Below are 14,094 nucleotides of genomic sequence, written 5' to 3'. Positions count from 1 at the left end.
GCGGTGCTCGGCCCGACGGGTCGCGCTACCAGGGACTCTTCCCGTAGTCCTTCAAGAAGCACCCGTAGAGGTCCTCGCCCGATTCCCCACGCACAATCGGGTCATACACGCGCGCAGCACCATCCACCAGATCCAGCGGTGCGTGGAATCCTTCCTCGGCGAGCCGCAGCTTGGTGGGATGCGGACGTTCGTCGGTGATCCAGCCGGTGTCGACGGCGGTCATGAGAATGCCGTCCTGCTCCAGCATCTCCCCGGCACTCGTGCGGGTCAGCATGTTCAGCGCGGCCTTGGCCATGTTGGTGTGCGGATGCCCGGGCCCCTTGTAGCCGCGGCTGAACTGGCCTTCCATGGCCGACACGTTCACCACGTACTTGCGCCGGGCGGGCGAGGCGGCCATCGCGGGACGCAGCCGGCTGACCAGAATGAACGGCGCCGTCTGGTTGCACAGCTGCACCTCCAGGAGCTCCATCGCGTCGACCTCGTGCACGCGTTGGGTCCAGCTGTTGATCGACGCGGTATCCGGCAACAGCCCACCCGCATCGATCGCAAGGCCCGCGGCAATCCGCTCCGGAGACGCGCTACGGGCTTGCAGCGCAAGCGATGTCAGAGCGTGCGCCGTCGGATGCTCGCCGAGACTTCCCGCCAGGGCATGCGGATGCGCGTCACTGACGTGGTCGAAGGTGACGACGTCCACCAACTCCGGCGGCGGGGTGCGCTCGGCCTCCACCAGCGCGGCATACGAGCCGGGCGGGCGGCGCACCGTCTGCGCCGCGTTGTTGATCAGAATGTCCAGCGGCCCCTGCGCGGCCACCTCGTCGGCCAGAGCGACCACCTGGGCCGGATCCCGCAGGTCGATCCCGACGACCCGCAGTCGGTGCAACCAGTCGGCGCTGTCGTCCATCGCGGCGAAGCGGCGCACCGCGTCGTTGGGGAACCGGGTGGTGATCGTGGTGTGCGCGCCGTCGCGCAACAGCCGCAGCGCGATGTACATGCCGATCTTGGCGCGTCCACCCGTGAGCAGCGCGGTGCGCCCCGTCAGATCGGTGCGGGCGTCGCGCTTGGCCCGGTTGAACGCTGCGCAGTCGGGGCAGAGCTGGTGGTAGAAGGCATCGACCACGGTGAAGTGGTTCTTGCAGATGTAGCAGTGCTGTGAACGCAGCAGCGTGCCCGCCGTGGCCCCGGCCGCGGTGGACACCAGGGGCAGACCCTGCGTCTCGTCGTCGATCCGTCCTGGCGCACCCGTGGCGGTCGCGGCGATGACGGCGCGGTCAGCCGCCGCAATCTTGTCGCGCGCGGCGGCCCGGCGCTCCTTCTTCAGCTCCTTGAACATCTTCGCGGTGGCCTGCCGTACAGCAATGGCGTCGGGGTGCTCGGGCGGCAGCGCGCTCACCTCGGACAGCACCTTCAGGCAGGTGCTGAGCTGGTCAGGATCGATCGCGGTCACCGTGGAAGGGTACGGCGACGGGGCCGCAGCAGGCCAACAAGCGAACCGTCTCGCTCAATCTGCGGTCAATGTCAGTGCCTGCTCGTACGGTGGCCCTCATGAGCGAAGACACGACTCCCGACCTTGGCGTGTTGGCCACGGAGGCCCTCGACCTGCTCACCGCCGCCGTCCGTGACGTGCCAGCCGAACGGTGGGACGATCCGTCGATCTTGCAGGACTGGACGGTGCGAGAGTTGGTCGCGCACGCGACGGGCAGCGCCACCCGGATCATCGTGCTCGTCGAAGACGGTGAGCTCTGGGACGGACCTTCCGCACCGTCGGACTGGATGTACGACAATCCGGCAGACCAGTTGAGCGCGTTGGGTATTCGCCTTCGCGAAGCCATGCCCACCGCTGATTTCGATGCCCCGCGCAAGTCCCCGCAAGGCGAGGTTCCGCTGCGCCGGGCACTCATGTTCCCGATTGCCGACCTTGCTCTGCACACCTGGGATCTACGCCAGTCGCTGGGCGAGTCGATCGAGCTCTCCGACGACCTGCTGACCCTGGCCGAAGGACTGGTCCAGTCGGTGCCGGCACAGATGCTGCGGCGCCCGGGTGCTTTCGGGCCGGAGCAGCCCGCACCGGCGGGCGCGTCGCGCACCACCAAACTGATGGCGTTCCTCGGCAGGACCGTCAGCCCGGATGCGTAAGGCCGCCCCGTCGATGACAGGGGCGGCCTCAGCGGGGACAGAGAGTCTCAGCGGTGGTTGTGCTGGTGGTGGTGATGCACCGGGCTGCCCGGCTGCGGGGCGTTCTGCTGGTGCGGGAACGCGTGGTGCGTGCCGACCGGGCTGCTGGCGGTCGTGACGTCCGCGTGGGCGGTGGCGGCCCCCAGGAAGATAACGGCGGGTGCGGCAGCGAGGGCGAATCCGGCGGCGATGCGGCGGGTGATGGTCATGTTGACTCCTTTGTGCGAGAAGGCTTTTCAAGTTCTTTCCGGGGTGTTCCGGTGTTGAACTAAGAATGCCGCGCACAGCCGTCGCCCGGTATCCGCCGACCGGCCCCTCCGCCGGGTGAAAGTCCTGTCCCCCGATTGGCGGACAGGACCGGACCACGACGAGGATCCACCAGCCCCAGACCAGCGCTCCGTACTTGTCACGGCCTTGCCGTCGGCCGGTTAGCTCGGCCCCAGCGCCGGGCTCGCGTCAACTCCCAGTGGGTTAGCGGTCAGCTCGGCAGGCGGCTCAGCCACTCTTCGTCGTTGATGACCTGTCCATCGATGACGACGAGCGGCACGCCCGGCTCCGGAAACTCGTGCAGGAGGGTGAGGTTGTTGGCGGCGATGACTTTGGAGTCGTACCCGACGGGCAGGCCGAGACGGATCAGGTCCTGCGCCGACTGCGGCGCACCCGCCCGGCCTGCCAGCTCGGCCAACTGCTCGTTGCTCAGGTCCCTGTCGCCGCCTTCACGCGGCTGGTTCTCCTTCGAGAAAATCTGCTGAATGAAACGCCACGCGACATCACTCGACTTCGACTCGCCGGCCACGGCGAATGCCGCGTAAATGGCGCGCCGATCGTATGTGCCACTGGCCGAGTACTTTTCGAGGAAGTTCACGAACCGCACGTTCACCCGCAGCGCCCCGTTGTCAATGCGCCGCCCCAGCTCCTCGCCGTCGGACCGGATCAGCTTGCCACTGAACGGGCAGATGGGATCCAGGTAGAGGTCGATCTGCCCGAGCGCGTGCGGGTCGCCGATGGAGATGACGTCCCCGGCGGGTGCGGCAGCGGCGGCGTGCGCCTGGCCGGCGATCGGTCCGCCCATGAGCAGCCCGATCAGCAGCCCGACAACGACCCCGAGTACACCACGCCAGTTCACGTTCACGCCTCCATTCTGGCGCAACGTGGCAACACCCGGCCGCTAAATCCCGAGGCGTCCCGACAACCGGTTCAGTCGGTCCGCGCTCGCGTCATCAAGCCCGACGAACCGCACCGTCTTTCCCCGTGACGCGTACTTCAGCCGGATGGCGTCCAGCGTCGCGACCGACGAGGCATCCCACACCGCGGTGCCCGATAAGTCGACCACGACGTCGGCGGGGTCGCCCGCGTAGTCGAACTGATGCACCAGGTCATTGCTCGAGACGAAGAACAGGTCGCCGCACACCCGATACGTCCCCGGTTCCACCAAGGACACCGAGGTGAAGTGCGCGACGCGGCGGGCGAACGCGACCATCGCGGCCAGCACCCCGAGCGCGACGCCGATCGCCAGGTTCCCCGTGGCGACCGTTGCACAGACGGTGATCCCCATCACAAGAGTTTCGCTGCGCGGCAACACTTTCAGCGTCCGCGGCGCCACGCTGTGCCAGTCGAAGGTGGCCACCGAGACCACGATCATCACCGCGACGAGCGCTGCCATCGGAATCCGGCCGACCAGGTCCCCGAGTGCCAGCACCAGGATCAGAACGAACACCCCGGTCAGCAGCGTCGAGAGCCGGGTCCGGGCGCCGGCGATCTTGACGTTCATCATGGTCTGCCCCACCACCGCGCAACCGCCCATGCCGCCGAACAGCGCGGTCACCACATTGGCGATGCCTTGCCCGCATGCCTCGCGCGTCTTGTTCGACGGGGTGTCGGTGATGTCGTCGACAAGCTTGGCTGTCATCAGCGATTCCAGCAGCCCGACCAGCGCCGCCCCCACCGCGTACGGTGCGATGATCTGCAACGTGTGCAAGGTGAACGGCACGTCCGGAATGCCGGGTAGCGGCAACGAATCCGGCAGCGCCCCTTGATCTCCCACGTTAGGTACGTGCCACCCGAAGGCCACGACGGCGACCGTCAGCACCAGAACCACGACCAGCGGCGGCGGCACGGCGGTGGTCAGCCTGGGCAGCAGCACCATCAACGCGATGCCCGCGGCGGTGAGCGGATACACCAGCCACGGCACATCGATCAGGTGCCGAAGCTGGGCGACAAACACCAGAATCGCGAGGGCGTTGACAAAGCCGACCATCACGCTGCGCGGGATGAACCGCATCAGCTTGGCCACCCCGACGAACGCCAGCAGCATCTGGATCACCCCGGCCATCGCGATGGTGGCGACCAGATAGCCGACACCGTGTTCGTGCGCCACCGGCGCCACGACCAGGGCCACCGCCGCCGTCGCGGCCGACACCATGGCCGGGCGTCCCCCGGCGAACGCGATGGTGATGGCCATGGTCACCGACGAGAACAGCCCGACGCGGGAATCGACGCCCGCGATGACGGAGAAGGCGATGGCCTCCGGGATCAGCGCCAGCCCGACGACCAGCCCGGCCAGCACCTCGGTGCGCAGCACGGCGGGTGACAGCAGGGACGGCCGATCGGGACCGGACGCGGGCGCGCGGAACCCAGGCAGGGTGATGCTCATCGAATCTCCTTGGCGGGAAGCCAGTTTGGTCAGGCGGCCGGACGGTGACCGAGGAAGTCCAGGATGTCGCGACGGCGCCGCTGGTAGGACTCCTCGAATTGCGCCTCGGGGGTGCGGGGTTGCTCGATGGTGATGACGTCGGCGACAGTGGCAGGCCGGTGGCTGAGCAGCACGACGCGGTCGGCCAACAGCAGCGCCTCGTCGACATCATGGGTGACGAACAGCAGCGTCATCTTATGGTCCGCCCACACCGACATCAGCAGCTGCTGCATCTCCAGCCGGGTCTGCGAATCCAGGGCGCCGAACGGCTCGTCCATCAGCATCACCCGCGGCTTGCACGCCAGGGTGCGGGCCAGCTGCACCCGCTGACGCATGCCGCCCGACAGCTGGCTCGGTAGGTGGTGCAGGTAGGCGCCGAGCCCGACCTGCTCGAGCCGCGCCGTTGCTGTCTCCTTGAGCTCCTTGCCGCGCACGCCACGGAGCTTGAGCGGGAACTCGACGTTCTTGAGGGCACTGCGCCATGGGAACAGCGCGTCTTCCTGAAACACCATGGCGCACTGGGCCGCATTGCCGGTGACCGGCGCACCGTCCACCGTGGCGGTGCCACCCATGGGCTTGAGCAGCCCGGCCAGCGCCCGCAGGATGGTCGACTTGCCGCAGCCGGACGGCCCGAGGAAGACGACCACTTCGCCCCCCTCGATAGCCAGGCTGATATTGGCCGCGACCACCCCGTTGAAGCCCAGTTGCAGCTGCTGCAGATCGACAGCGCCGGCGCTCATCGGGCGGCCCTCGGCAGCCAGCGGTTGACCCGCCGTCCGACCCGTTCCACCAGCCACGCGGTACCGAGCCCCAGCGCGCCGATGGAGATCATGCCGACCACCACACCGGCGTAGTCGAGCAACCCGTAGGCCTGCCAGGTGTAGTACCCGATGCCGTACTGGCCGGAGATCATCTCCGCGCTGACCACGCAGATCCACGCCACGCCCATCGCGACCGAGAGTCCGGCGAAAATCCCCGGCAGCGCACCCGGGATGATCACGTGGAGCAGCAACGACATTCGCCCGGCGCCCATGGTCTGCGCGGCTTCCTCCCACACCTTCGGCATCGAGTCCATGGCGTGGATGGTGCTGACCACCACCGGGAAGAACGCGGCGAAGAACGTGATGAACACGATGCCCTGCTCGCTGGACGGGAACAGCAGGATGGTGAGCGGCACCAGCGCGATCGCCGGGATGGGCCGGATCAGTTCGATGAACGGCCGCAGCGTCATTCGGGCGATCTCCGAGCGGCCGATCAACACGCCCAACCCGATGCCGACCACGGCGGCCAGGCCGAAGCCCAGCAGGATGCGTTGCAGGCTGGCCAGCAGGTCGTCGTAGAAGCCGCCCGAGCTGGCCCGCGTCAGCAGGGTGTGGAACACGGCCTCCGGTGCCGGCATCCGGTTGAACCGCAGCCAGGCCACGACGTTGTGGGCCGTCAGCAGATGCCACAGCGTGAGGAAGACTGCGATCGGGATCAGGGGCAGCAGCACCGCCGGCAGTCGCCGGGCGATGGCGCTGGACCGCAGATCGGTGAACTTGTGCCGCATCGGTTTTCCGGTCCGGTTCGCCGGTGACCACAGTCGAGGGACGGCCAACGTAGGTCTGGTCATGAGCTCGGTCATGCGGTTCCTTTCTCTCCTGGTGGTGTGATCAGCCGGCGGCGCGGGGCTGCCCGATGGCAGCGGCGTAGCCGACGGTGACTGCTTGCGGGTGGTTGGTCCGGTACGTGTCCGCACCGGCGGCCGTGGCGAAAGGCTTGTAGCGCTGGGCCGGCGGTGCGTCCGGATCATCAAGCCAGACAGCGTGATCGGCGAAGATGCGCAGTCCGGTCGATGCATCGGGAACGTACGACGCCCGGACGTGCGGCGTCGCGGCCAGTCGGCGGAGCAGACAGGTCGGGGTGGCGGAGACCGCGGTATCGGTGCCGGACACCCACACTTCGGAGGCCTGCGCGGCGTCGTTGACCGGCAGTCCGCACACCTCGTCGAAACCGGTGAGTGTCATGGGATTGGCCACGCTGGCCTGCCGCTGCGTATAGCCGGGTCCGAACAACTGCCGCAGGTATCCGTCGTTGACGAACTGGGGAACGTCGAAATCCTTTGTCACCGCGCCACGCCCGACCAGGTAGGCCTTGATGGGCTTGAACGCCGCGAGCACCTGGTCCTTGAGTGTCATGTCGAAACTCACAAAGCCGTTGGGGCCGTTGTACAGATAGATCACTTCAGGTTCGATCCCGGTCAGCGCACTGACCCGCAGGGCCGACTGGAGCGGGTGCGCCACGATCTCGTCGGTGGTGCTCTTCATGGCCCGCAGGAACGCCGCCATGACTTCAGGATGGCCGTCGACGAACTGCCGGCGCGCGACGACGCCGTGGGAGGTGGGCACGTTGTTGTCGCCGCCGTCGTACAGCAGCCGCCCCTGGTTTCGGTAGATCACGAGTTGTGGCCACGGCACGAATTGCGCAAGGGCGTCGACCTGGCCGCCATCGATGGACGACGCTCCGACCGACGGATCCTGATTGACAATATGTAGCGAGTCCTTGTTGATGCCAACGGTTTTCAGCGCGGTGGACAGCATGCCGTCGCCGGCCGATCCGAGGCTGGTGGACACCTTCTTACCGCTCAGATCGGCGAGGGTCCGTGCCGGCGAGTCCGACCGCACCACCACCTGATTCAGCGAGCCGCGCAAGTTGTAGCCGGTGGTTGCGACCAATTCCGTTGCCGCGTCGCCGTATTTGCGGGTCTTGGAGCCGTTGGTCAGCAGCGGGTAGTCGCCCATCGAACCGATGTCGACGTGGGTGGCGATCATCTGTGCCGTCAGCGGGGCACCGGACGCGAAGTCCTGCCACACCACCCGGTACTTCGTGTTGGTCGCCGCGCCCAGTTCTTTGAGCTGGTTCTCGAAGTCCCCACGGTCGCGCAGCAGCGTGCCGGCGTTGACCGTGTTGATGGTCTTGGATTGGTAGCCAACGTTGACGACGACGGTCGGTTCCGACAGCAGGCCGCACCCCGTCAGCAGTGGAGCCCCACCAACCGTGAGCGCGGCCAGCAGAGCAACCGAGCGGGCCTGCCACGGGCGGCCAGTGCGCTGTTGCTTGTCCATGTCCACAAGAGTCGACCGTTTCTGTTACCTCGCTGTCATCTGAGGTTGCGCGATAGTTACGCCATCTACGGCAGCAGAAACCACAGGTCAGGCACCCAATCGCGCGGATTGCGCCGCGCCGCCGACACCGTGAATTAACACTCTGTTACGCCACCACCGGCGCCCTGGCATGACACAGAGTTTTCGGAAACCCTTGTACCCATGGACATTTCGAGCGTGACGGCTACCCGCACCCCGATCGAGCCCGATTACCGGTTCACCCTCGCGAATGAGCGCACGTTCTTGGCGTGGCAACGCACGTCGCTGGGGCTGATGGCCGCCGCGGTGGCGGTCGTCCAGTTCATGCCGGAGCTGGCCATACCGGGCCTGCGGCACGTCCTGGGCGTCGGCGTCGGCGTCATGGCGGTGTTGACGGCGGTCGCGGGACTGCGGCGCTGGAGCCAGGTGGACCGGGCCATCCGCAACGACGAGCCCCTGCCGCAGGCCTCCGCCCCCACGTTCCTGACCACCGGCCTGGCGCTGATCGGACTGATCACCATCGTCCTGGCGATCAGCGCCACAGTGCGATGACGCTCACCCAGGATCGCGGCCTGCAGGCCGAACGCACGGCGCTGGCCTGGAACCGCACTGCACTGGCGATCGCCACGTCGGGCGTTCTGGTGCTGTTGCGCAACGCCGATACGTTACACGGCGGTCACGGCGCCACGCGGATCATTCTCGTCGCCGCGGTCGCGGTGCTCGCCGCTGTGGTGTGCGGGTTCGGTGCGAGCCGGCGCCGCCAGTTGGCGCGCGGGCACTATGCCGCGATGCGGCACCTGCCGGCAGTTGGCCTCGCGGTGATCGCCGAGGGTGTGCTGGTACTGATGTATCTCATGCCGCTCGGCTGACCGGTCAGACGTCCAGAAACCGAATGTCTTTGGCGTTGCGGACGATGAAGCTCCGGCGTGCTTCGACGTCCTCGCCCATCAGGATCGAGAACAGTTCGTCGGCAGCTGCGGCGTCATCGAGGGTGACCTGACGCAGGACCCGGACGGACGGATCCATGGTGGTTTCCCACAGCTCCTTGGCGTCCATCTCACCCAGACCCTTGTAGCGCTGGATGCCATCGTCCTTGTTGATCTTCTTCCCCGCCGTGAGCCCCGCATCCAGGAGCGCGTCCCGGTGCCGGTCGGAGTAGGCGAATTCCGGTTCACTGCGTTGCCATTTCAGCTTGTACAGCGGCGGCTGGGCCAGGAACACGTGGCCATGCTCGATGAGGGGTCGCATGAAGCGGAACAACAGGGTCAGCAGCAGGGTCGAGATGTGCTGGCCGTCGACGTCGGCATCGGCCATCAGCACGATCTTGTGATACCGCAGCTTCGACAGGTCGAACTCGTCGTGGATACCGGTGCCCAGCGCCGTGATGATGGCCTGGACCTCGTTGTTCTTCAGCACGCGGTCGATGCGCGCCTTCTCGACGTTGATGATCTTGCCGCGCAGCGGCAGGATCGCCTGGAACATCGAGTCACGACCACTCTTGGCCGAGCCACCGGCCGAATCGCCCTCCACCACATACAGTTCCGACGTCGTCGGGTCGGTGGAACGGCAGTCGGCCAGCTTGCCGGGCAGGCCACCGATATCGGTCGCGCTCTTACGCCGCACGAGCTCCCGCGCCTTCCGCGCGGCCACCCGTGCCTGAGCCGAGGACGCGACCTTGGTGACGATGACCTTCGCCTCAGCCGGATTCGCCTCGAACCAGTGCGTCAGCTCCTCATGGCAGACCCGCTGTACGAATGAGCGGATGGCGGCGTTCCCCAGCTTGGTCTTGGTCTGCCCTTCGAACTGCGGTTCGGCGACCTTGACGGAGATGATCGCGGCCAGGCCCTCCCGGATATCGTCACCGGTGAGGTTCGGGTCTTTGTCTTTCAACAACTTCTTGTCTTTGGCGTACTTGTTGACCACGCTCGTCAGCGCCGCACGGAAGCCCTCTTCGTGGGTACCACCCTCGTGCGTGTTGATGGTGTTCGCGAAGGTGTGCACCGACTCCGAGTAGCCGGCGTTCCACTGCATGGCGACCTCGACCTCCTGGCCGGGTCCCACACCGTCGAACGCGATGATGCTCGGCTGGATGGGCTCTTTCACCCGGTTGATGTGGTGGACGTAGTCGATCAGTCCGCCCGGGTGGTGGAAGACGCGGGTCTCGGGGTCGGGCACGCGTCGGTCGGTCAGCGACAACACCAGGCCTTTGTTGAGGAACGCCATCTCCTGAAGGCGGCGGGCGATGGTCTCGGCGCTGTACGTGGTCGTCTCGAATATCTCTGGGTCCGACCAGAATCGGACCGTGGTGCCGGTGCGGGTCGACGCCTTCCTCTTATCGAGGGTGCCGGGCACCGAGCGGTCGTAGTGCTGGAACCATTCGTGCCCGTCCCGGTGGATGTGTACCTCCAGCCGCGTCGACAACGCGTTGACCACCGAGACGCCGACGCCGTGCAGACCACCGGATACCTGATAGGAGTCGCCATCGAACTTGCCGCCGGCATGTAGTTGGGTCATCACGACATCGACGGTGGGAATCCCCTTGGCGTGCATGGCAACCGGGATGCCGCGGCCGTCGTCGCTGACTTCGACGCCACCGTCGGCGAGCAGCGTGACATCGACACGGCTGGCGTGGCCGGCCATGGCTTCGTCGACGCCGTTGTCCACCACCTCCCACACCATGTGGTGCAGGCCGCGCTCGCTGGTCGACCCGATGTACATACCCGGGCGTTTGCGGACGACGTCGAGCCCTTCGAGGATCGTGATCGATTGGGCGCCATAGCTGGACACGGCTGCACTCCTTTGACAGTCGAGCACGGCCCCCGACATGCGGGGGCCGTGCTGCGCCGGTGCTACTGGTTACGTTCGGGGACGAAATCGATGGGCGCCCCGGCCGGGATGAGTTGTTCGGTCTCGACGCTGGCTTCGAATTCCTGGATGAACCGGTAGGCGTGTTGCATCACCCACCACCGCACCCACGTCTGGTTGACGGCCTCGCGTTCCTTCGGATCCTCGAGAAGGTTGGTGATGCGGGCGAAGCCCAACGGGATCTCCGGGTCGTGGAAATGCTGCTGCCGCTTGAAGTTGATCTTGAACTGCGACCACTTCACCGCGTGAAGCTCCTCGTTGAGCCAGACCATGCAGCCGTCCCGCTTGGATTCCTCGGCCCCGCCGAAGAATTCGCGCTGATCGATGCCGTCGATGATCCGGTCGTCGGGTACGTCGCAGCCCACCCACCGCAGCAGCGTCGGGAACATATCGGTGACGTGCACCATCTCGTTGCTCTCCCGCACCGGCACGTGACCGGGCCAGCGGATCAGACAGGGTGTCCGGATGCCGCCCTCGGCCGAGCTGAAGTACGAGCCGTCGAAGAAGCCCGCAGTACCCCGGCCGGCGAGGTGGTCTTCGGCACCGTTGTCGCCGGCCATGATGACGATGGTGTTGTCCTCGATGCCCAACTCGGTCAGGTAGTCCAGGATGCTGCCGAAGTCGTGGTCGAGCATCAGCAGCGAGTCGCCCCAGTTGCCGTTGGTGCTCTTGCCCTTGAACTCCGGACGGACCTCCATCGGGAAGTGCATCAGCGAGTGGTTGTGATACAGGTAGAACGGCTTTCCCGCTTCGACGCTGCGCTTCATGAAAGCCTTGGCCCGGCGGTCGTATTCGCCGTCGACCTCACCCTTGAGCTTGACGGTCAGCTGCTGGTCGGTGGTCGTGACGCCACCTTCCTTGGTGCCGTCGTACATGAAGGAGTAGCCGTCGCGTTCGGCTTTGTACCAGGGGTCGTCGGGCCACAGGCACTCGTCGTAGGTGCGAGCCGGACCGTACCATTCGTCGAAGCCGTGGTCGGTCGGCCAGCGACCGTCCTCGGCGCCGATATGCCACTTGCCGAAACATGCTGTGGCATAACCGGCTTCGGACAGGATGTCACCCATGGTGCGTTCCCACGCCACGATGCCGCCGCCATTGCCGCCGAGCGCGATGGTGTGGTTGCCGGACCGGATCGGGTACCGGCCGGTCATCAACGCCGAACGGGTTGGCGTGCACTGCGGTTCGACGACAAAATGCGACAGCTTCAGTGACTCGGCGGCGAAGGCATCCATCCGGACCGTGTCGGCCCCGCGCAGGATGCCGCCGCCGTAGCAGCCGAGCTCCCCCATGCCGAGATTGTCGACGTGAAAATAGACGATGTTGGGTTGTTCGGGCATGGCTGTACTGCCTCTCTATCGATTGCGTTAATCGGTAAGGGGATCGGGTGATTGACTGCAGAAGTGCCGGCTACGCTGGCGGCGGCGTGGAATCTCTTGCGGCGGTGGTGATCAACGAACAGCGGTCGCCGCGGTACCGCACGGTCTCGAGGTCGAACGGTGTGCCGTCTTCGAGGTGGGTCAGCCGGTGCAGCAGCAAAAGCGGTGCGCCGGCACGTATTTGCAGGAGCTTGGCGGTATCGGCGTCGGCCGAGACCGATTCCACGGTGATCTCGGCCCAGCCCAGGCGCATCCCCAGTTCGGTCTCGATCAGCGAGAAGACGTCCTGGTCGGCCAGATTGGCGTCGACCGGGATGGCTCCGATCCGCAACGACGTGGTGTCCAGCGACAGCGGCACCCCACCCACCGACCGCAGGCGCTCGATGAAGAGGATCGGCGCGCCTTCGGGCACTTGAAGTTTCGCCGCGACGAACGGGGAGGCCACCGACTCACGCGCCGACATCACGGTGTTCTCCACCGGAAGCTGATGCCCCGCAAGCGATTCCGCGAGGCCTTCCAGGCGATCGATCCGTTGGCTGAGCTTCGCGCCCGTGACAAACGTCCCGGCGCCCTGCACCCGGGTGATCAATCCCTCGCCGCGCAGGAGCTCCAGGGCCTCACGAATCGCGTTGCGGCTGACGCCCAATTCGGCGGCCAGTTCGTTCTCCGGCGGCAGCAGCGGACGCGCCGCGGCCAGGCCGCCGTACACGCCGTCGAGGATTTGGCCGCGCAACACGTCGCGCGCCCACCGGGCCGCATCGGCGCGGGTGCCCGCGTACTCCCGGGGCGCAGGACGGGGAAAGTCCTTTGGCGGGATGTGCGGGCGGCGGGTCATGAACTCACTGTGCCACCGATGGGCACGGGTGGCGATACGTAGCGTGTTACGCCACCTGATCGAAGGTAAAGCCCTAGGCCAGGAACTATGTAGCGGCGTTTGACGGCCGCTTTCGCCACCTCAGTCGGCGATGCAGCGGAAGCCGATGTGCGATGTCGCGCTGTCCTGCGACTGCGACGACCGCGCCGCGGGCCGGTAGCGATGGCAGTACTCCGGCGCGCACAGGTGCGAGCCACCCTTGAGGGTCTGCATCACCGACGGATCGCCACCGGGCGGCGGACAACAGCCGGACACCTCGGCGTGCGCTTGATGCCGCGGCGTGTACCGGGTGCGGGTCCATTCCCACACGTTGCCGATCATGTCGAGCAGGCCAAAACCGTTGGGAGGGAACGTGCCTACCGGTGACGTCCCGACCCAGCCCAGGGCACCGGTGTTGTGATACGGGAATCGGCCCTGCCACGTGTTGGCCATCAACTGCCCGTCCGGCCGTACCTCGTCACCCCAGGCGTAGGCCGTGGTCGCGCCGGCGCGAGCCGCGTACTCCCACTGCTCTTCGGTGGGTAGCCGCCGGCCCGCCCACGCGGCGTACGCCGCAGCATCCGGGTAGGCGACCTGCACCACCGGATGGTCGAGCCGGTCCTCGGTGGTCGAGCCCGGCCCCTTCGGGTGCTTCCAGCACGCGCCGGGGACCCACGTCCACCAAGCCCTCCAGTTCCGCAGGTCGACCGGGCCCGCGGTCGGCTGGAACACCAACGCGCCGGGAACGAGTTCTTCTGCGGGGACGCCCGGAAAAGCGGCCGGGTCCAGCTGTTGCTCGGCGACGGTGACATATCCCGTCTCCGCGACGAATTCGGCGAACTGACCGTTGGTGACCGGGTGCCGTTCGATCGAGAACGGCGCGACGGTCACCTCATGCACCGGCGCTTCCTCGGGGTAGAAATCCTGTGAACCCATGCGGTACGACCCGCCGGGGAGGGCAGCCAGTTCCGTGAGCATTCCGACAGGTTAACCAGCCGACGAATGATGCGCCTG

The 14,094-nt window shown here is 66.6% G+C and carries 14 protein-coding genes; 3 read left to right on the top strand and 11 right to left on the bottom strand.

Translation table 11 applies throughout. The features are described 5' to 3' along the window. Positions 1-25: 25 nt before the first annotated feature. A complete protein-coding gene (locus QRN63_RS05040) occupies positions 26-1,444 on the bottom strand; it encodes an SDR family NAD(P)-dependent oxidoreductase (RefSeq protein ID WP_285029771.1) in 1,419 nt (472 codons plus the stop codon). Positions 1,445-1,542: 98 nt separating this feature from the next. On the opposite strand from QRN63_RS05040, the gene QRN63_RS05035 reads away from it, so the two are divergent. Then, positions 1,543-2,133 carry a TIGR03086 family metal-binding protein gene (locus tag QRN63_RS05035; RefSeq protein ID WP_285029770.1) on the top strand — a complete coding sequence of 197 codons (591 nt, stop codon included), beginning with the start codon at positions 1,543-1,545 and terminating at the stop codon, positions 2,131-2,133. Positions 2,134-2,180: 47 nt separating this feature from the next. Here QRN63_RS05035 and QRN63_RS05030 read toward each other — a convergent pair whose 3' ends face one another. From QRN63_RS05030 to QRN63_RS05005, 6 genes are all read right to left on the bottom strand, one after another. Next, on the bottom strand, positions 2,181-2,381 hold the full coding sequence (locus QRN63_RS05030) for a hypothetical protein (RefSeq protein ID WP_285029769.1): 201 nt from the start codon (positions 2,379-2,381) through the stop codon (positions 2,181-2,183). A 269-nt stretch (positions 2,382-2,650) separates the two neighbouring features. Next, a complete protein-coding gene (locus QRN63_RS05025) occupies positions 2,651-3,244 on the bottom strand; it encodes a DsbA family protein (protein WP_285030009.1) in 594 nt (197 codons plus the stop codon). A gap of 96 nt (positions 3,245-3,340) precedes the next feature. Further along, positions 3,341-4,825 carry a SulP family inorganic anion transporter gene (locus QRN63_RS05020; RefSeq protein WP_285029768.1) on the bottom strand — a complete coding sequence of 495 codons (1,485 nt, stop codon included), beginning with the start codon at positions 4,823-4,825 and terminating at the stop codon, positions 3,341-3,343. A 29-nt stretch (positions 4,826-4,854) separates the two neighbouring features. Further along, positions 4,855-5,604: an ABC transporter ATP-binding protein gene (locus tag QRN63_RS05015; protein WP_285029767.1), complete on the bottom strand. Its 750-nt coding sequence runs from the start codon at positions 5,602-5,604 to the stop codon at positions 4,855-4,857. After that, the gene (locus tag QRN63_RS05010; RefSeq protein ID WP_285029766.1) at positions 5,601-6,488 is read right to left on the bottom strand and encodes an ABC transporter permease; all 888 of its coding nucleotides are present in this window, start codon (positions 6,486-6,488) and stop codon (positions 5,601-5,603) included. Before QRN63_RS05010 ends, QRN63_RS05015 begins: the two co-directional genes overlap by 4 nt. A gap of 28 nt (positions 6,489-6,516) precedes the next feature. Continuing rightward, the gene (locus tag QRN63_RS05005; RefSeq protein ID WP_285029765.1) at positions 6,517-7,968 is read right to left on the bottom strand and encodes an ABC transporter substrate-binding protein; all 1,452 of its coding nucleotides are present in this window, start codon (positions 7,966-7,968) and stop codon (positions 6,517-6,519) included. 201 nt (positions 7,969-8,169) lie between these two features. Between QRN63_RS05005 and QRN63_RS05000 the strand changes: the two genes are divergently transcribed. Both QRN63_RS05000 and QRN63_RS04995 read left to right on the top strand, forming a co-directional pair. Next, positions 8,170-8,538, top strand: coding sequence for a YidH family protein (locus QRN63_RS05000; protein WP_285029764.1), 369 nt, complete (start codon positions 8,170-8,172; stop codon positions 8,536-8,538). Further along, positions 8,535-8,855 (top strand): DUF202 domain-containing protein, encoded by a 321-nt coding sequence (locus tag QRN63_RS04995; protein WP_285029763.1) that lies wholly within the window; start codon positions 8,535-8,537, stop codon positions 8,853-8,855. Before QRN63_RS05000 ends, QRN63_RS04995 begins: the two co-directional genes overlap by 4 nt. A 4-nt stretch (positions 8,856-8,859) precedes the next feature. On the opposite strand, the gene gyrB is transcribed toward QRN63_RS04995, so the two are convergent. The 4 genes from gyrB to QRN63_RS04975 all read right to left on the bottom strand — a co-directional run bounded on the left by gyrB (position 8,860) and on the right by QRN63_RS04975 (position 14,058). After that, a complete protein-coding gene (gene gyrB / locus QRN63_RS04990) occupies positions 8,860-10,812 on the bottom strand; it encodes a DNA topoisomerase (ATP-hydrolyzing) subunit B (RefSeq protein ID WP_285029762.1) in 1,953 nt (650 codons plus the stop codon). 23 nt (positions 10,813-10,835) lie between these two features. Then, on the bottom strand, positions 10,836-12,188 hold the full coding sequence (locus tag QRN63_RS04985) for an arylsulfatase (RefSeq protein WP_285029761.1): 1,353 nt from the start codon (positions 12,186-12,188) through the stop codon (positions 10,836-10,838). A gap of 70 nt (positions 12,189-12,258) precedes the next feature. After that, positions 12,259-12,963, bottom strand: a complete 705-nt coding sequence (locus tag QRN63_RS04980) for a GntR family transcriptional regulator (protein WP_285030008.1) — start codon at positions 12,961-12,963, stop codon at positions 12,259-12,261. Positions 12,964-13,182: 219 nt separating this feature from the next. After that, positions 13,183-14,058, bottom strand: a complete 876-nt coding sequence (locus tag QRN63_RS04975) for a formylglycine-generating enzyme family protein (RefSeq protein WP_285029760.1) — start codon at positions 14,056-14,058, stop codon at positions 13,183-13,185. Between the last annotated feature and the right edge of the window lie 36 nt (positions 14,059-14,094).

The sequence above is a fragment of the Mycolicibacterium sp. lyk4-40-TYG-92 genome, assembly GCF_030209435.1.
In the GTDB taxonomy this organism is placed as follows: domain Bacteria; phylum Actinomycetota; class Actinomycetes; order Mycobacteriales; family Mycobacteriaceae; genus Mycobacterium.
The sequence above is the reverse complement of the archived record's forward strand: the minus strand, read 5'-3'. Positions and strand labels throughout refer to the sequence as shown.